We start from the raw sequence: 20551 nt of genomic DNA on the forward strand, positions 1-20551 counted from the left end.
GTCACTGTGAGCTTTGGGTATGAGATCGGATTGTAGCGGAGGGATTATAATCCAGCGGCATCCTTCAAGATCTCAACCTTATCTGTTTTTTCCCAAGTAAATGCAGTATCCGAACCTTCGCGACCAAAGTGTCCGTAAGCGGCAGTCTGCTTGTACATCGGTTGAATCAAATTCAACATACGTGTAATGCCATATGGGCGTAAGTCAAAGTGTTCACGAACAAGTTGGATAATCAACTCTTCGGATACTTTGGCTGTATTAAATGTATTGATCGAAATTGAAGTTGGCTCAGCAACACCAATTGCGTAGCTGACTTGAATTTCACATTTATCCGCTAAACCTGCGGCAACGATATTTTTAGCGACATAACGACCTGCATAAGCAGCAGAACGGTCGACTTTAGATGGATCTTTACCCGAGAAAGCACCACCGCCGTGACGAGCCATACCACCGTATGTATCTACGATGATTTTGCGACCTGTTAAACCACAGTCACCGACTGGACCACCAATTACAAACATACCTGTTGGATTGATGTGGAATTTAGTACCTGCATGGAACATTTCAGCAGGAATGATCGGTTTGACGATTTCTTCAATTACAGCTTCTTTGAGTTGAATTTGAGAAATCTCAGGATCATGCTGGGTCGATAATACAACTGCATCTAAGCGAACTGGCATGCCATTTTCATAGGCAAACGTTACTTGGCTTTTTGCATCTGGACGTAACCAAGGCAAAGCACCTGAGCGACGTAACTCAGCTTGGCGTTCCATTAAGCGGTGCGCATAAGAAATAGGGGCAGGCATAAGGACATCAGTTTCACGGCTGGCGTAACCAAACATTAAACCTTGGTCGCCTGCACCTTGATCTTCTGGTTTTTGGCGGTCAACACCTTGCGCAATTTCAGGTGATTGCTTGCCGATCATATTGATGACCGCACAAGTTGATCCATCAAAACCTAAATCAGAGTGATGATAGCCAATACTATTTACGGTTTGACGTACAATCGCTTCAAAGTCGACATTGGCTGTCGTTGTGATTTCACCAGCAAGAACAACGACACCTGTTTTTACTAATGTTTCACAAGCGACACGCGCATACGGGTCTTCTTTGATGATTGCATCTAAAATCGCATCACTAATTTGGTCAGCCATTTTGTCTGGATGACCTTCGCTTACAGATTCTGAAGTAAAAACAGCATACTCGCGCATGAACGTCCTATCACTGGTATTTTCAAAAAGACAGAGTATGTTACATCGACTTAGCTTATAGGACTAGCACAAGCTGACTAAAAAGCATGAATTTATTTCATTTTCACCGTGTTTTTATTGATATGTGTATCAACAAAACTAATATACGAGCTCCTTCGCTCTAGAATTTCAGTTGGACTATTCTTCCATTTTGAACATGATGGTTTTATTTTCTGCTTAAGGCATGAACATTTGTACTTATAATGCGAGATGAACGAATGAAAAATAAGAAATATCGTGTATTAGGCTTTACCCCATGTCGTTTTTTTAAGACAATAGTCACATCTTTTGAAAGGTGATTTCTCATCTTCTCTCATCTAATTGATTTAATCGGATTCTGACTTATGACAACCCCTTTAAATGAACGTCGTATTGCAAATGCAATTCGTGTCTTGGCTATGGATGCTGTGCAACAAGCAAACTCAGGGCATCCTGGTGCTCCAATGGGGATGGCAGATATCGCTGATGTAGTTTGGCGTGAATTTTTGAATCATAATCCAACAAACCCACAATGGGCGAACCGCGACCGCTTTGTATTGTCAAATGGCCATGGCTCTATGTTGCAATATGCTTTGTTGCATTTGACTGGCTATGAATTATCAATTGAAGATTTAAAACAATTTCGTCAATTACATTCTAAAACACCAGGCCATCCAGAATTGGGTTATGCACCTGGAATTGAAACAACAACTGGCCCATTAGGTCAGGGTATTGCCAATGCTGTTGGATTTGCTTTGGCTGAAAGAACTCTAGCTGCACAGTTCAACAAAGACGACTTAAATGTAGTTGATCACTTCACTTATTGTTTCCTTGGTGATGGTTGCTTGATGGAAGGTATTTCCCATGAAGTATGTTCACTTGCTGGTACTTTAGGTTTAGGCAAACTTGTTGTTTACTATGATGACAACGGTATCTCGATTGATGGTGAAGTTGAAGGTTGGTTCAGTGATGACACAGAACAACGTTTTAATGCATATGGCTGGCAAGTACTTCGTGTAGACGGTCATGATGCTGCTGCGATTCGTCAAGCGACGATTGACGCAAAAGCTGAAACAAATAAACCAACGATTATTATTTGTAAAACGATTATTGGTTTAGGCTCACCAAATAAACAAGGCAAAGAAGATTGCCACGGTGCGCCACTTGGTAAAGATGAAATCACGTTAACGCGTGAAGCTTTAGGCTGGAAAGAAGACGCATTTATAATCCCAGAAGATGTGTATGCAGCTTGGGATGCAAAAGCCAAAGGTCAAAGCTCTGAAGCAGCTTGGAACGAATTATTCGCCAAATACCAAGCAAAATACCCAACTGAAGCGGCTGAATTATTACGTCGTATGAATGGTGATTTACCTGCTGAATTTGCTGCACAAGCAGATGCATTTATTGCTGAAACCAATGCCAAAGCAGAAACCATTGCAACACGTAAAGCAAGCCAAAACACTTTACAAGCATTCGGCCCATTACTTCCTGAATTATTAGGTGGTTCTGCTGACTTAGCTGGTTCAAACTTAACACTTTGGAAAGGTTGCCAAGGCGTACAAGAAAACCCAGCGGGTAACTATGTGTACTATGGTGTACGTGAGTTTGGTATGACTGCCATAGCGAATGGTGTGGCTTTACACGGTGGCTTTGTTCCTTACGTTGCTACATTCTTGATGTTCATGGAATATGCACGTAACGCAGTACGTATGTCTGCATTGATGAAACAACGTGTGATTCATGTATATACGCATGACTCAATTGGTTTAGGTGAAGATGGTCCTACACATCAACCTGTAGAGCAAATTGCATCTTTGCGTGGTACACCAAACTTAAATACTTGGCGTCCATGTGACACCGTTGAAGCAGCGATTTCTTGGAAATCTGCGCTTGAGCGTAAAGATGGCCCGACAGCGTTAATTTTCTCTCGTCAAAACTTACCATTCCAAGTGCGTAATGAATCTCAAATTCAAAACGCTGCTAAAGGTGGTTATGTGCTTGCTGAAGAAAAAGGTGAGTTAAAAGCAATTATCATCGCAACAGGTTCAGAAGTTTCATTGGCAATGGAAGCATACGCGCAACTTGAAGGTGTACGTGTCGTTTCTATGCCGTGTGCTGAAGAGTTTATGAAGCAAGATGCTGCTTACCGTGAAGCGGTATTACCTGCGCATATCCGCGCTCGTGTTGCTGTTGAAGCGACTCATGTCGACTACTGGTGGAAATTTGTCGGCTTAGATGGCAAAGTGATCGGTATGACCACTTATGGTGAATCTGCTCCAGCGAAAGACTTGTTCCAATTCTTTGGTATTACCACTGAAGCGGTTGTTGCTGCGGTTAAAGAACTGACTGCTTAATGATTTAAGTGGTATAAAAAAGCGTTCCATTTGGAACGCTTTTTTTATGTTTTATTGAAATAACACTAAGCTTTAAAAGTTTTTTTATTTTAGCCTTTAAGTTCAAGATTGTTGATTACTTTCAACTTAATTGATTCGTAAACCGTATTTAACTTAATTTTGAAAATTTGTATTAAGTATTCAACTCTGTCTGAATCGCAATATTAGAAGTTAATAGCTTGTGAACAGGGCAGCTTTCTGCAACTTTTAATAAACGTTTATGCTGGTCTTCAGTAAATTCACCTGTTAATACGATTTTTCGTTCAATATTATTTTGACCTGCTTCAGGTTTGCCATTTGGATTTAGAGCCAAGTCGACTTGAACGTGAGTAAGTAAAATACCTTTATGTTTTGCATACATCTCTAACGTAATGGTTGTACAAGCGCCTAAAGCGGAAAGCAAGATTTGTATTGGATTCGGTGCAGAATCTTGACCACCTTTATCGGCTGGCTCATCTGCAAACCACTGATGCCCAGATGCATCAGTCAGTGTTACGCGATAAGGGGTCAAATTGCTTTCGGCTTGTACAGAATAAGTCATGAGTTACCTTGTTGTTGGTATAAATGATTGAGCATATCTCAAAAGAGTTGCTTATTGGATGAAAATAAGGACATTAAAGTCCTTATTTTCAACGAGTTTGAATATTTTAATAGCGTGCTTTGGCTAACAAATTAGCATTATGATCTAAAAACTCAGCATCTAAGAAATGAGCTTTACCACCATGATGGATTACCGTCGATAATATATCATCCACAATATCATCAGTTGTAGTTGTGCCAGTATCGAGTTCAACAGTAGACGTTGCCGAGTCAATATTCGCTGGTTGTATGTAACCTTTTTTTATAAAGATTTGGTCTAGGCGACCTTCATTTGCAGCTCGGTAAATTGATGATAAATCTTCAATCAATAAATTCTGGCTCTTTGCTTGATTAATTTCAGTTTGAGCAACTTCCTGAAGTTTGGTTCGGTATGAATTCACTTGCTCTTGGGCTTCTTCAATAATCAAGCGTGCTTCTGCTTCCAAGTTTGTACTGTTAGTTACAGTGGCAACAATCGCATTTGGATTGTCACAGACTTGTTGATAGAAAGAGACGGTACGTTCATCACCAACGACAATAATTGGTAAAGGATTTTGTTTATAGACTTCCTGAACGCTTTTATCAACACGATTTAGAAACTCTTTGATATAGTTTTCTTCTTTAGTTGCGTTTGAACGATCATTTGAGCTCGTTGTATAAAGATGCGTGTTTTCTAATGGGAATTCTAATCCTTGAAGTTCATCTTCTTGATTAAATTCATGTACGAGTTGATCGTTAAATACTTCAAATAATCGTCCATTCATTCTTGAAACAATCACCATGTAATAATGCACTGAACTGTTCAATTCACGGAGAATGTCTCGTGTAGCAAAATGCTGATCAATAATGACTCGTGGTTTTACCTTGAAAGGGAAGTTGAAAATTTGAGTACTTTCGGGTGTTGAAAAGATTGCTAAAGTATCGAGATTATAATTGTGATCATGCTCCGCAAGCTCTTTCTCAATTTGCTCTAATCGCGTCTGAACTTCACGCTTATCATGGGTTTCAGATAAGCGAGTTTCTAATTCTTTAAGTGCATTTTTTAATGCAATTGCATCTTGCTGGTTATCTGGAAAAGTTCGGTGGGTTGGAACAAAAATGCTGATAGCAGGATTGGCTTGCGCTATGTTTAATTGATCAAATACTTGTTGTAAATTCATGGTCTTTCCTCTAAATGATAATTTTAAAATTTTTAAAGGTGATTAATTTTTATAACATTGTTTTTTAAAAACTCAGGTTAAAAATTGATAAGTTTTGTACAGACTAAATTTAATCTAGTTGTCATTAAGATGCGTTCTAAGTGATCACGTTATTTTATCAAGGCTCTTCGTTGCAAAAACAAAACACTGTGTCATAAATCCTCACACTCTATTGTTGTCGTTTTCTAATACAATTTACTAAATTTAAAAATGAATTGAGGAATACATGAAAAACTTAAAGGCTTTATCATTCGGTGTATGTTTGGTGCTAGGTTCAACATTGGCTCAAGCAAAAGTTGTTGACTATAAAATTGATCCTACGCATACCGCAACAGTATTTAGTTGGAATCACTTTGGTTTTTCTACACCAAGCGCTAACTTTACTGACATTCAAGGTGTTATTAAAGTAGATGAAGCAAAACCAGCAAATTCATCAGTAAATGTGACCATTCCTGTAAGTAGCGTAAATTCAAATGTTGTTGCGCTTGATAAAGAGTTTCAAGAAGAAGCTTGGTTTAATGCTGCAAAATATCCAAACATTACTTTCAAAAGTACTAAAGTGGAAACAAAAGACAAGAAGCATTTTAAAATCACAGGTGATTTGACCGTGAAAGGTGTAACTAAACCTGTTGTGTTAGATGCAGTGTTGAACAAACAAGGTGAGCATCCAATGGCAAAAGTTCCAGCGATTGGTTTCAATGCAACAACTTCATTTGATCGTTCTGCTTTTGGTATCGGAAGTTATGTACCAAATGTTGGGGATAAGATCACTGTAAATATTACCACTGAAGCGACTGCTGCGAAGTAATATTTTTAATTATTCAAGATGTAAAAAAACTCACGATGCAACCATCGTGAGTTTTTTATGTAGATATGCTGCTTGCACGTCTAATTATTTCTTTGACTGTTTTTCTTTTAACAATAAATAAGCAGGTGTTGATTTTTTTGCTTGTCGACGCAGCATCATTTTGATGTAGAGCACGATTGCAAAACAGGCTGTTGCGACTGTGAGCATCAGGCTATTCATATAGCTCATCATCGAACTGACATAACCAATAGTCGCAAGACGACGTTGCATGCGTTCAACTTGCGTGCTTGATTCAATGCCTGTGATAGCCCATGTACATAAATGTTCACAGTTGTTAATAATTAAGTGATAGTGATTTTCATGCATGCGCGAGCGCATACGACGTACTACAGCTTTGGCTTTGTAGCGAGGGGCAGGATAGTTTCGTATATAAATGATTTTATTCCGTGCGAAACGTTGTATTGAGGTCATTTCGATTGGATGCTTTTTAAAAATATGGGCAAAACCTGAATAATGAATGACTCGCCCACGACCTGCATAAATCCCATGATGACTGTACCCAAAGTGTTTAACAATGAGATGCGCACCGAGTGGGTAATGTGGATGTTTTTGCTGCATACTGATACGAGGCTTTTGCATTTACGCAACTATTCTAATCAAAAAAGGTGGAGCAATCGAGTATATTTATGCACAGATGTAGCAGAATATGTGTCGAGGTTGTATCCACTTTTTGAACGCGATATGCAGTGCTATAAATATAAACTTTGATTGATAATAATACGCGGAATTTAGATGGGAAAAAGACTTTTGATAGGACTGCTCATTTTCGTTGTGCCCATAGCACATGCAATGCAGCATCAAACGATCGATACTGATCATGTGACTTATGATGTAATCAAAGTAACGGATCTCAGTCAGCTTGAGCTTTATTTAAAAAATCCTCAGACACATCGTTATTATCAGAAGTTTTCAAATATTCAACATGAGTTGCCCAAATGCGCACAACTTAACTTTGCAATGAATGCAGGGATGTACCACGCCGACTTTCAGCCAGTGGGGCTTTATGTAGAACAGGGGCAACAGCTTTCAAAGCTCAATCAAGCGAATGGCGTTGGTAATTTCTTTATACAACCGAATGGTGTGTTGGCTTGGAATCATCAGCAAGCCACAATCAAATCCACACAAGACTATAAACAACAAGGATTTAAAGCTTTGTATGCAACACAATCAGGACCAATGTTGATTTATAATGGAGAAATCAATCGCAGATTTTTAGTCGATTCTAATTCTTTAAAGATAAGAAATGGTGTCGGCGTTAAAAATAATCAGTTGTATTTTGTGATTTCTCGGCAGGGAGTTAGTTTTTATCAATTTGCGCAATTTTTTAAACAACAATTAAAAATAGATCATGCTTTGTATTTGGATGGTTCAATTTCCAGTCTATATTCAGTATCAACTAAACAGCATGATAAAGCGTTTAATTTGGGACCGATTGTAGCGGAAGTGGATCGTAGTGCGTGTAAATAAATCCCTAGTCTCTTTTCTGTAAAGAGACTAGGGTGAGACTTTTATTGAATTGGGGGATTGATCATTTCAAGAAGTTCTTTACGCGTATAACCTCGAGAAATGAGCACTTTTTTGATGCCTTTAACGACATCTTCATCAGTGGTTTTTACTAAAGCATTGAGTAGTTGTTCATCCGATTTACGTGAACAATCATTCTCGACGCAAGCGGTTTGATTTTTGTGTTCATTATACTGTTGTTCAGCAGAGAACAGTTTTTCCCAAAAACTCATAGAGCCTTTCTTATCGAAACTAACATAGCTCGAAATATAACCAATCTAAAATAAAATACAAGCCTAAAGCAGTGATAAAAGCAGCAGTTAGACTCAAATTTTTCCGATGGATATGGATGAGATCAACGAAATTATGACAGCTTAATGACTTGATCTTTATAGAAAACCATATTTTGTTTTTAAATTCAATTAAAAAATAAGGAGTTATTAAACTCCTTATTTTGTAGTGTTACATAGACATAATTTGTTTAAATTTTTTCGAGTAAAACACCTGACTCAACATGGTGAGTAAAAGGGAATTGATCGAACATCGCAAACTTGGTTATTTGATGTGTTTGAGCCAAGGTTTTTAAATTGTCATGTAAGGTATCGGGGTTACATGAGATATAAATAATACGTTCAAAACCTTGTAGTAATTTTAGGGTTTCATCATCAATCCCTGCACGTGGTGGATCTACGAAAACGGTGTCAAAGTCGTAGCCTTGAATATCAATATTTGCTTCTTGCAAGCGTCTAAATTCACGTTCGCCGTGATAGGCTTGGGTGAATTCTTCAGCAGATAAACGTGCGACTTGAATATTTTCAATATGGTTTTGTTCGATATTCCATTGCGCTGCATATACAGAAGACTTGGCAAGCTCTGTTGCGAGGACACGATTAAACTTCAAAGAAAGTGGTAGGGTGAAGTTGCCGTTGCCACAGTACAGTTCTAAAAGGTCTTTTTGAGCTCCTTCCGCAGCGTTACATGCCCACTCAAGCATATGCTGGCAAACTTGAGCATTTGGTTGAGTAAAACTACTTTCAATTTGTTTGTATTTAAACGTTCGTCCATGTACGTTGAGTTGTTCAACGACATAGTCATCACCAATAATAACTTTTTGACCGCGACTACGACCCATAATTTTAATATTAAGCTTTTCTGCTAAAGTTTTCGCGGCAATTTCCCAATCTGCATCTAGTTTACGATGATAAATCAGCGTAACTAGCATTTCTCCACTCAGTGTTGAGAGAAAGTCAGCTTCAAAAATACGTTGAGATAAAATTGGGGTTGCTTTTAATTCTTGTAGTAATCGTGGCATGAGTTCGTTGATACTACGATCCGCAATCGGAAAATCATCGACACGAATCACGTCTTTTTGTTTACCGTCTTCAGCACGTTCAAACATGGCATAGAACAAATCGTCTTCTGTATGCCAAAGGCGAAACTCGGCGCGCATACGAAAATGTTGTGCAGGTGATTGAAACACTTCTAAAGCAGGTGGGTTGAACGAAGCAAATTGTGTGGTGATTCGTTCAACTTTCTCTTGAAGCTGCTGTTGATAAGATACGGTCATAACTAGCAAAAATACAAAACAAATTTAACTGTGAATGGTATCAAAAAAGCCGTGCGAGGTGCAGGGGAATTATAACAATCAGTGGTTTACTTTTAATTATTTTGATTAAGTACTTGTTGGATGAAGTTGGCTTTTATCTCGCGGTATTGGTCTTGTGATAAACCGATACATTGCTGCTTTAGTTGATTATATTTCTGAACTAGATGAGACGATTCTCTTAATCTATCTCGGAAAACTAGAAAATTTTGGAATTCCGATCCATTCGTTACAATCTGAAGCGCGACATCATCGTCTAATGACTCCAACATACAAAGATCATTGGTGCGTAACGTATCAAGCTTTTCTCTAAAGTTGAGTCTCTGAAGCTGGTTAATTGTATCTAAGAAATATTTTGCTGGAACTTCAACATAAATGTCTAAATCACCTTTAGAAATTGTATGAGGGATTGCAGATGAACCAATATGCTCGACGATTGCGTAAGGTGTAAGTTGCAATATTTGGACTTTATATTTTTCAAAAAGTTGTTGGCAGCGTTGTTGATATTGATCTGCTGGAAAGAATTGCATCTAAAATTTCTCATTTTTATGAATGGATTTAAGTCTAGCAAAATAATAAAAAACCCGAACCATGTAAACATGATTCGGGCTAGGAGATTGAGGACTAAAACTAGTCTTCAGATAAAGTCATCAAACTTGCATTACCGCCTGCTGCCGCAGTATTTACGCTAATGGCACGTTCGATGACGAGGCGTTCTAGAGGAATCTGTTCATCTACTTGAAGATGAGTGATACCTACGATTGCTCCAGAACGGTTCGCAATTTTATGTTGTAAGGTTTGTAGTTGCTCAACTGAACCTTGATGCAATACGGCATCAAAGTGATCTGTTTCAACACGCGCAATGACTTTAATTGCGGCTAACACTTCTTTTGGTAGAGAAGCTTGGTGTTTAGCCAAGAATACATTGTCTTTTAACATTGCTACTGAACTACCTACCGCAAAAATTGCGAGAAGTTGTTGTAACTGAGCACGTTCATCATCTGCGATTGAAAGCACGCGATGACGAGGTAAGATAATGTATTGATTGCTCTCACCTGTAGGGCCTTGCAATTCGTAGAACTTACCCACACCAAATGCAGGAATGGTTGTAATGGCTTGAGGCATATTTTGGTTTGCCCAAGACAACAAGTTTTGGTAAGCAACATTTGATACGGCATCAAAATTAGAGATTTCAGCTTTCACTGCAAATGGCGTTGCTAAAACTTTCTCTGAGCAATGCTCCATCAAACGGTACATATACAATGGACCACCTGCTTTTGGACCTGTACCCGATAAGCCTTCACCACCAAATGGTTGCACGCCTACGACAGCACCAACGATGTTACGGTTGATGTATAAGTTACCCACTTCAGCACGTTGGATCACGGTATTAATGGTTTCATCAATACGTGTGTGCAGACCCATGGTTAAGCCGTAGCCTTTTGCATTGATACGATCAATTAATTGCTCAAGTTCACCATATTTATAAGTGATGATATGCAATACAGGACCAAAGACTTCACGCTCTAAGTCATCAAGGTTTGGTAATTCAATCGCTGTAGGCGGAACAAATGTACCTTGTGCGAGAGCTTGTTGACTAGCAGCATCGTTAAACATCAATTGATGAACAGGGTAGCCCTTAGATTTCATCTTTTGGATATGAGTATCAATTGTTTGCTTTGCTTCTTGATCAATCACAGGACCAATGTCAGTTTTCAAGATAGCAGGATGACCTACGATCAACTGTTGCATTGCACCTTTCAGCATTTGGATGACTGTTGCAGCACTATCTTCTTGTACACATAAGATACGAAGTGCAGAACAGCGTTGACCCGCACTGTCAAATGCAGAGCTTACAACATCTAAAACAACTTGCTCAGTAAGTGCAGAAGAATCTACGATCATCGCATTTTGACCACCCGTTTCCGCGATTAACGGAATTGGTTGCCCATTTGCTGATAAACGTTTAGCAACAGTCTTTTGCAAGATTTTTGCAACTTCAGTCGAGCCAGTGAACATGATGCCTTGGATACGATCATCTTGGCTGAGTTGAGCACCAACTGTTTCACCACGGCCTGGAAGAAGTTGAACGACACCGTGTGGTACGCCAGCTTCCCATAAAATTTGTACGGCTTGAGCTGCGATGAGAGGGGTTTGTTCCGCAGGTTTTGCAATCACACAGTTACCGCTGACCAATGCTGCCGCAATTTGACCAGAGAAAATCGCAAGTGGGAAGTTCCAAGGGCTGATACACAGTACCGTACCCAATGGTTTTACTTGCGCATTTACAGGTAAGTTTTCAATTTGAGTAGCATAGTAACGCAAGAAATCTACAGCTTCACGAACTTCGGCTATCGCATTGGCATAGGTCTTGCCACTTTCACGGCAAAGTAGAACCATAAGTTCTTGGATACGTGCTTCCATCAAATCAGCAGCACGTTTTAAGCATGCAGCACGTTCTACTTTATCTGTTACAGACCAACTTTTTTGTGCTTGTACGGCAGCTTCCAAAGCAAGCTGTACGTCAGCACTCGTCGCTTCATTGACATGACCCACAACTTCGCTGTTTTGTGCAGGGTTTGTAATTGCAATCGCATTACCAATGTCGTGAACAGTCGATTCAAACCCAAGTAGTGGTGCACTTTTCCAAACGTGATGACGTAGTTTTTGTGCCGTTGCATCTAAATCTGCTAATGGTTGATCATTATTTAAATCAAAACCATTCGAGTTTGGACGTAATGGATATAAATCATGTGGAAGTGGGATCGCTGGGTGTTTTAAACCTAACTGACCTTCTTCTTTTGCAGCAGTTTGGATATCTTTGATTGGAGACTGAATGAGGTCTTCAACTTTCAAAGTTTTGTCGGCAATACGGTTTACGAATGATGTGTTTGCACCATTTTCCAATAAACGACGAACTAAATAAGCCAATAAAGTTTCATGGTTACCCACTGGTGCGTAAACACGACATGGAATACCCAGTTTATTGTCTGCTTTTGAACCGACAACTTGTTCGTACAATGGCTCACCCATACCGTGTAAGCATTGGAACTCGTACTGACCCGGATAATATTTGCTTGGGTCTGCAAGCGTGTAGATCGTTGCAAGTGACTGTGCATTGTGTGTTGCAAACTGAGGATACACTTGATCAGGTGCAGCCAGTAATTTTTTCGCACAAGCGATGTATGACAAATCCGTGTGAACTTTACGGGTAAACACTGGGTAATCAGTCATCCCATCAATTTGCGCTTTCTTGATTTCGCTATCCCAATATGCGCCTTTCACCAAACGAATCATTAAACGTTTGTTACTACGTTTTGCAAGATCAACAATATAATCAACCACGTAGAAACAACGTTTTTGATAAGCTTGAATCACGAAACCAATACCTTTCCAGTCGGCAAGTTTTGGTTCAAAACATAAACGCTCAAGCAATTCGAGTGAGATTTCCAAGCGTTCAGATTCTTCGGCATCGATGTTTAAACCGATATCGTAGTGTTTTGCTAGGCAAGCAAGTTCAAATACTTTGTTGTAAAGTTCATGGTGAACGCGGTCGATTTGCGCACGTTGGTAACGAGGGTGTAAAGCAGAAAGCTTGATCGAGATACCCGGACCGTCATAAACACCACGACCATTGGATGCTTTACCAATCGCATGAATTGCTTGTGTATAATCAGCATAGTAGCGTTCAGCGTCATGTTCAGTCAGCGCTGCTTCACCAAGCATATCGTATGAGTAGCGGAAACCTTTGTGTTCCAGTGGCTTAGCATGTTCAAGCGCTTCTTCAATGGTTTCACCAGTGACAAACTGTTCGCCCATCATACGCATGGCAACGTCAACCGCTTTACGGATGATGCCGCGTCCACTACGGGCTAGAAGTCCTGTTAACACGCTTGATAAACTGGTTTGTTTTGGCGTTTCCATTAACTTACCCGTTAACATCAAACCCCAAGCAGCAGCATTTACAAACATCAGGTTACTTTGACCGAGATGCTCTTTCCAGTTGCCTTGGTTGATCTTGTCACGAATCAACAAATCACGGGTTGCTGTATCTGGAATACGAAGCAAAGCTTCCGCCAAACACATGAGCGCAACGCCTTCTTGAGAAGACAGTGAAAATTCTTGTAGTAAACCTTGAACAATACCTGCTTTACCAGCCGAGCTTTTACGTTCACGTAAATTATGCGCAAGGTTGAAAGCCAGTTCATAAATTTTTTGATCGAGATCAGGAGAGATATTTGCCGCTTCAGCAAGTTCTGCTACTGATTCAGGTTCTGCACGTCGCCAAGCAGTATTAATACTTTGCTCAAACTCACTTTTTTCTTTAAATTCGGTGATATAACCACCGTTGTCGTGAGCCGTGTCCATTTGTGCGTGGGTATCCAATTTATTCATTGCTAAATTCCGATAACAATACTCTATTGAGTACAGAGGTTTAGATAATTTATAATTACAGAATAAAACCCGAATAACTCACTATAATTGACCCATTTTTTAGAGGAAAACTCAGTTGGATAGCCCTATTTATACATTGGATCGTACTGATTTGAAAATTCTGGATATTCTTCAAACAGATGGGAGGATTTCGAATAGTAAATTAGCTGAGTTAGTGAATCTGTCACCAACGGCCGTGATGGCGCGTGTGCAGAAATTGACGAAAGATGAATTTATCTTGGGTTATGAGGCAAAACTCAATCCCAATAAGCTCAATGCAAGTTTTTTGGTTTTTGTAGAAGTGCTGCTAGATAAAACTACGCCAAACGTATTGGAGGATTTTATTGATGCAGTGACGCAATACCAAGAAATCGTCGAATGTCACATGGTCAGTGGTGGTTTTGATTTCTTAATCAAGCTGCGTAGTGCTGGAATGGAAGAGTTTCGGCGTATTGCGGGTCAGATTTTATGGCAATTACCCGGCGTAAAAGAAACGCGAAGTTATCCTGTGATGCAGGTCATTAAGGACAGTTCTAAAATAAAAATCAAATCCAGGAGTAAATTTTAAATCAAAAAAAGGGGCTCTTAAGCCCCTTAAATTTTATCTAAAATGATTATTTCATTTCTCTTGCGTAAATCTCATCAGCTTGTTCAAAGCGACTTGTTACATTTGAGTTTGGTGCCTTACCAAGTAAGCTCACCACAACGATACTGATCAATGCGAAAAGGAAACCAGGGATGATTTCATAGATGCCTGTATCGCCAAAGAAGTTTTTCCAAACGATAACCGTCACAGCGCCGACGATCATACCTGTCAACGCACCGTTTAAGGTCATACGTTTCCAGAACAATGAAAGAATAATCAGTGGACCAAATGCAGCTCCAAAGCCTGCCCAAGCATAAGCAACTAAGCCGAGGACTTTACTTTCTGGGTTTTGTGCCAAGAGCAGTGCAAGCATAGCGACAGCAAATACCATTGCACGACCAATCCAAATTAACTCTTTTTGCGAAGCATTTTTACGGATCAAGCCTTTGTACAAATCCTCTGTCAATGCACTTGAGCAGACCAATAATTGGCAACTCAATGTACTCATTACCGCAGATAGAATTGCGGCAAGGACGATACCAACCACCCAAGGATTGAATAAGATTTTGGTCAGTTCCATGAATACAGTTTCAGGGTTAGCGCTTACTGCTGCTGCAAGTTCTGGATGTTGTTGGAAATATGCGATACCAACAAAACCTGAACCAACTGCACCCGCTAAACATAAAATCATCCATGTCATACCGATACGACGAGCAGCAGGGATTGATTTAACTGAGTCGACCGCCATAAAGCGAACGAGGATATGTGGTTGCCCGAAATAGCCCAAGCCCCAAGCAGCTGCTGAAAGTATCGCAACTAAGCTTAAATTCGAAGCAAAATCATAAGCATGAGGACGTGCAGTTTCAACTAAAGCAGTAAATTGAGCAGCGCCTGCATCCAACGAGAGATAGGTGATGATCGGGAGTAGTAGCAATGCAAAAATCATCAAGCCTGCTTGGAAGGTGTCGGTCCAACTGATTGCCAAAAACCCACCAATACAAACATAACCAATTGTTGCAAATGCGCCTAACATCAAGGCTGTGCCATATGGTAATTCGAACAATGTTTCAAATAAACGTGCACCAGCGACCATGCCAGAAGCACAATAAATCGCGAAGAAGACCAAAATAATCAATGCGGATGTTACGCGTAAGATTTTTTTCTGATCATCAAAACGACCTGTAAAATAATCAGGTAGAGTGAGGGCATTATTCTGCACTTCGGTATGTACACGTAACCGTCCTGCAACGAGGTACCAGTTGAGCCACGCACCAATAATCAAACCGATCGCGATCCATGATTCAGATAGTCCAGCCAGATAAATTGCGCCGGGTAAACCCATGAGTAGCCAGCCACTCATGTCAGATGCACCCGCCGATAAAGCGGTGACAAAACTACCTAAACTTCGTCCTCCAAGAATATAATCATCAAGACTTTTGGTAGAAAAATAGGCGTATAAACCTATACCCAACATGGCAATAATATATACCACGAACACAACAACAGTGGGATTAGAGAAATTCATAATGGATGCTCATCCTTATATATCCATAACGGTACAATCCCATCTGAATAGCCCAAAAATGATTTACTATTCTAATAAGATTGATAAGGTGACAGATTCAAGCACGATTGTTTTTTGAAACACTGTAATAGACGTGTATGTTATTTGTATTCTTTGTGTAAATCAATATAGGCGGTTGAATATTAGGCTTTTAATTTAAAATAACGAGTGATTTTGGATAAAATATTAGCTTTATCTATAAATAAATAAGTAAATAATTTTGGAAATTTACAAAAAAGACGCTTAGATGGTCGAAATATGGTATCGAACGAGTGAAATATAGCTGGAATGTATGAAATATGAAGTTACAAAGGTAGGGATTCAGCGAAATTCCATTATAAAAAGCAGTGAATATTAAGCAGTTTTGCCAATGAAACGCTATTTTCTACCCATTTACAGTCGCAAAGTGAAGAAATCTTGCCTTAAAAAATGTGTTTTGAAGTAGGCGCAATTTCAATTAATTTTGAGTTCTAATGAAAAAGCCTAGTTTAATTTAAACTAGGCTTTTTGATAGATCAGTCTATATAAAGGCTTATAGACCTGATTCGTATTCTTCACTGGATAGAAGTTTTTCAACATCAGTCATATTGTCTGGTTTGATTTTATAGATCCAACCTTTGCCGTATGGATCTTCATTGACAAAATCAGGATCATCTTCAAGATCAGTATTTACTTCAACAACTGTGCCTGAAACAGGGGCATGAATATCTGAAGCGGTTTTTACAGACTCAACAATACCCGCTTGTTCTGTTGCAGTGACTTGGCTATCAAGTTCAGGTGTTTCCACATAGACTAAATCACCCAACTCATCTTGTGCATGGTCAGTAATCCCTGTCACAACTAAGTCGCCTTCAATTCTTACCCACTCATGTGTACGCGCATACTTCAAATCTACTGGATGATTCATGACAACTCCTTAATAATCCATCTCATCATTTTTGTTTCGTTTTATACAGGTTTTTGATTAAAAACAAAAGTTTTATCAATCAACCCCGATATTACAAATACGGATCTTTACGCCAGTTACTTGGACTACGACCACTCCAGCGTTTAAAAGCACGGCTAAAATTTGCAACATCAGAATAGCCTAATTCATCAGCAATTTGTTCTAGGCTATAGTCTGTACGTGAAAGCAAAGACGTGGCATGCCGATAGCGTACTTCATCCACCAAGGTTGAAAATGATGTTCCTTCCGCTGCAAGCTGACGTTTCAATGTGCGATCTGACATATGTAAACGATCAGCCACGTTTTCAATACTCAGATAATGTTGTTCAGAGTTAGTGAGAATATCACGGACCCGCATTGCTAAACGGCGACGTTCACCCAAAGCAGATAACTCAGTTTCACACTGGTTAATCGCAATTTGGCTGGCAATAGGATCTGCATTGACCATTTTCAAGCCTAGATATTTTTTATCAAAACTTGATATCAAATGTGGCTGATTAAAGCGAACCGTACTGGTCAATTTGTCACGATATTTATCAAACCCATCTGGTTCGGGGAAGTCTAGATCAACTTCACCACTTAAGTCCTCGATTCCAGTCAAAGCTTTAGCCATGGTCATAATACCAATGGTTAGCCCTAGAATAATCTCAGTTCGCAAAGGCTCAACTTGAATGTCACATTGTAGTTGTAACGTTGCTTTAGGGCCAAAAGTAGAAAAATAAAGTTGGAGAAAAGGCAAACGTAATTGAATAAAACGGCTCGCAAGTGCAATCGCATCAGTGATGTCATGGGCGGTCATAATTGCATAACCAATAAAGCCATGAATCGAGATACGCATTTGCGTACCTAAATGAAAGCCAAGTGTACTTTCACCGGTGAGGCGTAAAGCATGCTTTACCAATTCATTGGCAATCGGCGTTGGAATTCGATAGTTTGGATCAGCCAGTTGTTCGCTCGTTAAGTGAAACGGAGCAAATAAAGTTTCATCGCTGTATCCCCAGCGTGAAACAACATCTAATAACAATAAGCCATAGACGCCTGGTATTCCTTGATCTTGTCGAGTTGAGGTCGTTTTCATGTGCTATCCGTGGCGGCTCATCGATCTTTACAAGTACTTTTCAAACATCTTTGCATGAAATAAAAGAATGAATCATAAAAATTGTTGGACAAGAGAGTCACCTAATCCTCAAAAATCAAGTTGGTTTTCTAAAGACCATAATTTTGGTTGTAGATATTAATAGCACATCGCCGTGTTGGTTCAAAGCTTGTGTGACATAGCTAACGATACCACGATCAAGTTTAGTTTTAGAGGGCACAATGGCGGTAATTTCAACATCGACATGGATTTTGTCACCAACACGGGTGGGACGGGGCCAGCGTAGACTAGATTCAGTACCCAATAACCCGCCTGCGATTGGGAAACACTCAGTCCATAAACGCATCACCACAGCGGAAGTATGCCATCCACTAGCAGCTAACCCTTGAAAGATAGGGTGCTGTGCTGCCGCCTCTGCATCTAAATGAAAAGGTTGAGGGTCAAATTGACCTGCAAATTGTTTAACTTCCTCAAGAGTTATTTCATATTCACGACTGATGAAACGATCACCAATATTCAAATCTTCTAAATACAACATTATTCGGTGTCCTGAGTCACTCTTTGTTCAACTAAAAAGCCACCTGTTTGGCGTTTCCAAAGTTGGGCATACAAACCATCATTCGCTATCAGTTCTTCATGTGTACCTTGCTCAGCAATTCTGCCTTGATCAAGGACGATGAGACGGTCCATTTGTGCAATAGTAGATAAACGGTGCGCAATTGCAATGACCGTTTTGCCAACCATTAAGTCATTTAAACTAGATTGGATCGCGGCTTCTACTTCAGAGTCAAGTGCACTGGTGGCTTCATCCAAAACCAGAATAGGGGCATCTTTAAGAAAAACACGCGAAATGGCAATACGTTGACGTTGACCACCAGAAAGTTTTACACCACGCTCACCGACATAGGCATCAAATCCGACACGACCTTTTTGGTCACTCAGTTGAGGAATAAACTCTTCAGCACGAGCTTTTCTCACCGCTTGTTGAATTTCGGCCTCACTCGCGTTTGGACGACCATATTTAATATTCTCTGCCACTGTGCGATGCAAGAGCGAGGTATCTTGGGTCACTAATGCGATGTTGGCACGTAAACTATCTTGGGTCACGTTTTGGATATCTTGTCCATCAATCAAAATACGGCCCTGATTAATCGGGTAGAAATGCAGTAGTAGTTGAATTAATGTCGATTTACCAGCGCCAGAACGCCCCACAATACCGATTTTTTCGCCGGGTTTGATGGTTAAATTAAAGTGATCAATCACATTTTTCTGATTATAAGCAAAACTCACATTTTCAAAACGAATTTCACCCTGTTGAACTTTTAATTCAGTGGCATCTTGTTTGTCTTGGATTTGAATCGGTTTACCTAAAGTCTTCATACCATCTTGAATGGTACCGACATTTTCAAAGAGCATGGTGATATGCCACATGATAAATTCAGCTAGGCTATCAAGCTTCAATACCATGGCAGTTGTTGCTGCTATTACACCGATCGCGGCTTGACCTTGAGTCCATAACCAAACAGAAGTTCCAATAACACCAATAAAAAGAAAAGCACTCAGCAGGCGAATACTAATTTGGTATTTCACACCTAAACGCATTTGCTTATAAACAGTCTCCATAAATTCTTTCATGGATTCTTTGGCGTACTGGCTTTCACGGCCTGCATGTGCAAATAGTTTTACGGTTTGAATATTGGTGTAGGCATCTGTGATACGGCCTGTCATGATAGATCGTGCATCTGCTTGCGCTTGAGATACTTTGCCTAAACGTGGAATAAAATAACTGGCAATCGCAATAAACAACACTAACCATATAATTAAGGGAAGGATTAGGATCGGAGAGATCGAACCAAGTACAATACTGATGGTAATAAAATAAATAACCACATAAACCAGCATATCGCCAAGAATCATCCAAAACTCGCGTACAGCTAATGCCGTTTGCATCACCTTGGCTGAAAGACGTCCTGCAAAGTCAGTGTGGAAAAAATCTAAGCTTTGTTGTAACAATAAATTATGAAAGCGCCAACGCATACGCATTGGAAAATTACTAAATAAAACTTGATGTTTAATAATAGCTTGAATGCTGACAAAGAAAATATTGGCAAATAATATACTGATTAGAATGGTCAGATTTTGCTGATTGGTCGCAAAAAATGTATTGGGTTGACTGTTGCTCAGCCAATCGACCAATTTACCGATATAAGAAAAGAACAATGCTTCAAAACAGGCTGCTGCGGCTGTACAAGCGACCAGTAAGAATAAATAAGGGCGAATGCCTTGTGTCGCTTTCCAGACAAAAGCAAAGAAAGTGGTGGGTAATGGTTTGTTTAAGTCTTTGCTTGGATATGGGTCGACTAATTTCTCAAACCATCGCAGCATTGTTTCTTCCTCTAAGTTTAAAAAAGTATAAACATATCGTCATTATAGGATAGCAGAAAATTAATGTAATAAATGTGAAAAGTGAAATTGTACGCATTCTAACGAGCTTGAAGTTGATTGAAATTTATTATTGTCTAATCTGAAAAACTAATGAAATATAACACTT

The 20551-nt window shown here is 39.6% G+C and carries 17 protein-coding genes; 4 read left to right on the forward strand and 13 right to left on the reverse strand.

Annotated features, from left to right (window positions below; translation table 11 throughout):
- Nucleotides 1-44: 44 nt before the first annotated feature.
- Entirely contained in the window at nucleotides 45-1211 is a 1167-nt protein-coding gene (gene metK / locus F903_RS09810) for a methionine adenosyltransferase (protein WP_004670787.1), read from the reverse strand.
- 383 nt (nucleotides 1212-1594) lie between these two features.
- On the opposite strand from metK, the gene tkt reads away from it, so the two are divergent.
- Entirely contained in the window at nucleotides 1595-3583 is a 1989-nt protein-coding gene (tkt, locus tag F903_RS09815) for a transketolase (protein WP_005196690.1), read from the forward strand.
- Between the two features lie 172 nt (nucleotides 3584-3755).
- Here the strand turns inward: tkt and F903_RS09820 are convergent, their stop codons facing one another.
- Together F903_RS09820 and F903_RS09825 are read right to left on the reverse strand one after the other, a co-directional pair.
- Nucleotides 3756-4163 carry an OsmC family protein gene (locus tag F903_RS09820; RefSeq protein WP_005196691.1) on the reverse strand — a complete coding sequence of 136 codons (408 nt, stop codon included), beginning with the start codon at nucleotides 4161-4163 and terminating at the stop codon, nucleotides 3756-3758.
- Between the two features lie 106 nt (nucleotides 4164-4269).
- Entirely contained in the window at nucleotides 4270-5361 is a 1092-nt protein-coding gene (locus F903_RS09825; RefSeq protein ID WP_005196693.1) for an AOC03_06830 family ribosome hibernation factor, read from the reverse strand.
- Nucleotides 5362-5626: 265 nt separating this feature from the next.
- Between F903_RS09825 and F903_RS09830 the strand changes: the two genes are divergently transcribed.
- Nucleotides 5627-6208 carry a YceI family protein gene (locus F903_RS09830; protein WP_004670804.1) on the forward strand — a complete coding sequence of 194 codons (582 nt, stop codon included), beginning with the start codon at nucleotides 5627-5629 and terminating at the stop codon, nucleotides 6206-6208.
- A gap of 84 nt (nucleotides 6209-6292) precedes the next feature.
- Here the strand turns inward: F903_RS09830 and F903_RS09835 are convergent, their stop codons facing one another.
- Nucleotides 6293-6826, reverse strand: a complete 534-nt coding sequence (locus F903_RS09835) for a lecithin retinol acyltransferase family protein (RefSeq protein WP_034595148.1) — start codon at nucleotides 6824-6826, stop codon at nucleotides 6293-6295.
- A 174-nt stretch (nucleotides 6827-7000) separates the two neighbouring features.
- On the opposite strand from F903_RS09835, the gene F903_RS09840 reads away from it, so the two are divergent.
- Entirely contained in the window at nucleotides 7001-7735 is a 735-nt protein-coding gene (locus F903_RS09840) for a phosphodiester glycosidase family protein (protein WP_005196696.1), read from the forward strand.
- Between the two features lie 41 nt (nucleotides 7736-7776).
- Here the strand turns inward: F903_RS09840 and F903_RS09845 are convergent, their stop codons facing one another.
- The 4 genes from F903_RS09845 to putA all read right to left on the reverse strand — a co-directional run bounded on the left by F903_RS09845 (nucleotide 7777) and on the right by putA (nucleotide 13769).
- Nucleotides 7777-8004, reverse strand: coding sequence for a hypothetical protein (locus F903_RS09845; protein WP_005196697.1), 228 nt, complete (start codon nucleotides 8002-8004; stop codon nucleotides 7777-7779).
- Nucleotides 8005-8252: 248 nt separating this feature from the next.
- Nucleotides 8253-9338: a tRNA (uridine(54)-C5)-methyltransferase TrmA gene (gene trmA / locus F903_RS09850; RefSeq protein WP_005196698.1), complete on the reverse strand. Its 1086-nt coding sequence runs from the start codon at nucleotides 9336-9338 to the stop codon at nucleotides 8253-8255.
- Between the two features lie 92 nt (nucleotides 9339-9430).
- Entirely contained in the window at nucleotides 9431-9904 is a 474-nt protein-coding gene (locus F903_RS09855; protein WP_005196699.1) for a GrpB family protein, read from the reverse strand.
- A 100-nt stretch (nucleotides 9905-10004) separates the two neighbouring features.
- Nucleotides 10005-13769: a trifunctional transcriptional regulator/proline dehydrogenase/L-glutamate gamma-semialdehyde dehydrogenase gene (gene putA, locus F903_RS09860; protein ID WP_005196700.1), complete on the reverse strand. Its 3765-nt coding sequence runs from the start codon at nucleotides 13767-13769 to the stop codon at nucleotides 10005-10007.
- Between the two features lie 115 nt (nucleotides 13770-13884).
- Here putA and F903_RS09865 point away from each other — a divergent pair, with 115 nt between their 5' ends.
- Nucleotides 13885-14376, forward strand: coding sequence for an AsnC family transcriptional regulator (locus F903_RS09865; protein WP_004670817.1), 492 nt, complete (start codon nucleotides 13885-13887; stop codon nucleotides 14374-14376).
- A gap of 46 nt (nucleotides 14377-14422) precedes the next feature.
- On the opposite strand, the gene putP is transcribed toward F903_RS09865, so the two are convergent.
- The 5 genes from putP to F903_RS09890 form a co-directional block, all read right to left on the reverse strand.
- Nucleotides 14423-15919, reverse strand: a complete 1497-nt coding sequence (gene putP / locus F903_RS09870) for a sodium/proline symporter PutP (protein ID WP_005196701.1) — start codon at nucleotides 15917-15919, stop codon at nucleotides 14423-14425.
- A gap of 571 nt (nucleotides 15920-16490) precedes the next feature.
- Nucleotides 16491-16865 (reverse strand): glycine cleavage system protein GcvH, encoded by a 375-nt coding sequence (gene gcvH / locus F903_RS09875; RefSeq protein WP_005196702.1) that lies wholly within the window; start codon nucleotides 16863-16865, stop codon nucleotides 16491-16493.
- Nucleotides 16866-16956: 91 nt separating this feature from the next.
- On the reverse strand, nucleotides 16957-17982 hold the full coding sequence (locus tag F903_RS09880; RefSeq protein ID WP_004670823.1) for an AraC family transcriptional regulator: 1026 nt from the start codon (nucleotides 17980-17982) through the stop codon (nucleotides 16957-16959).
- Nucleotides 17983-18097: 115 nt separating this feature from the next.
- A complete protein-coding gene (locus tag F903_RS09885; RefSeq protein WP_004670825.1) occupies nucleotides 18098-18538 on the reverse strand; it encodes a MaoC family dehydratase in 441 nt (146 codons plus the stop codon).
- A complete protein-coding gene (locus tag F903_RS09890; RefSeq protein WP_005196703.1) occupies nucleotides 18538-20385 on the reverse strand; it encodes an ABC transporter ATP-binding protein in 1848 nt (615 codons plus the stop codon). Before F903_RS09890 ends, F903_RS09885 begins: the two co-directional genes overlap by 1 nt.
- Nucleotides 20386-20551 lie beyond the last annotated feature (166 nt).

The sequence above is a fragment of the Acinetobacter sp. NIPH 298 genome (assembly GCF_000369505.1).
GTDB lineage: Bacteria > Pseudomonadota > Gammaproteobacteria > Pseudomonadales > Moraxellaceae > Acinetobacter.

Bases quoted from the DNA above. Each gene is read 5' to 3' on its own strand.
- metK (WP_004670787.1), bottom strand. From the start codon at position 1,211: ATGCGCGAGTATGCTGTTTTTACTTCAGAATCTGTAAGCGAAGGTCAT.
- tkt (WP_005196690.1), top strand. From the start codon at position 1,595: ATGACAACCCCTTTAAATGAACGTCGTATTGCAAATGCAATTCGTGTC.
- F903_RS09820 (WP_005196691.1), bottom strand. From the start codon at position 4,163: ATGACTTATTCTGTACAAGCCGAAAGCAATTTGACCCCTTATCGCGTA.
- F903_RS09825 (WP_005196693.1), bottom strand. From the start codon at position 5,361: ATGAATTTACAACAAGTATTTGATCAATTAAACATAGCGCAAGCCAAT.
- F903_RS09830 (WP_004670804.1), top strand. From the start codon at position 5,627: ATGAAAAACTTAAAGGCTTTATCATTCGGTGTATGTTTGGTGCTAGGT.
- F903_RS09835 (WP_034595148.1), bottom strand. From the start codon at position 6,826: ATGCAGCAAAAACATCCACATTACCCACTCGGTGCGCATCTCATTGTT.
- F903_RS09840 (WP_005196696.1), top strand. From the start codon at position 7,001: ATGGGAAAAAGACTTTTGATAGGACTGCTCATTTTCGTTGTGCCCATA.
- F903_RS09845 (WP_005196697.1), bottom strand. From the start codon at position 8,004: ATGAGTTTTTGGGAAAAACTGTTCTCTGCTGAACAACAGTATAATGAA.
- trmA (WP_005196698.1), bottom strand. From the start codon at position 9,338: ATGACCGTATCTTATCAACAGCAGCTTCAAGAGAAAGTTGAACGAATC.
- F903_RS09855 (WP_005196699.1), bottom strand. From the start codon at position 9,904: ATGCAATTCTTTCCAGCAGATCAATATCAACAACGCTGCCAACAACTT.
- putA (WP_005196700.1), bottom strand. From the start codon at position 13,769: ATGAATAAATTGGATACCCACGCACAAATGGACACGGCTCACGACAAC.
- putP (WP_005196701.1), bottom strand. From the start codon at position 15,919: ATGAATTTCTCTAATCCCACTGTTGTTGTGTTCGTGGTATATATTATT.
- gcvH (WP_005196702.1), bottom strand. From the start codon at position 16,865: ATGAATCATCCAGTAGATTTGAAGTATGCGCGTACACATGAGTGGGTA.
- F903_RS09880 (WP_004670823.1), bottom strand. From the start codon at position 17,982: ATGAAAACGACCTCAACTCGACAAGATCAAGGAATACCAGGCGTCTAT.
- F903_RS09885 (WP_004670825.1), bottom strand. From the start codon at position 18,538: ATGTTGTATTTAGAAGATTTGAATATTGGTGATCGTTTCATCAGTCGT.
- F903_RS09890 (WP_005196703.1), bottom strand. From the start codon at position 20,385: ATGCTGCGATGGTTTGAGAAATTAGTCGACCCATATCCAAGCAAAGAC.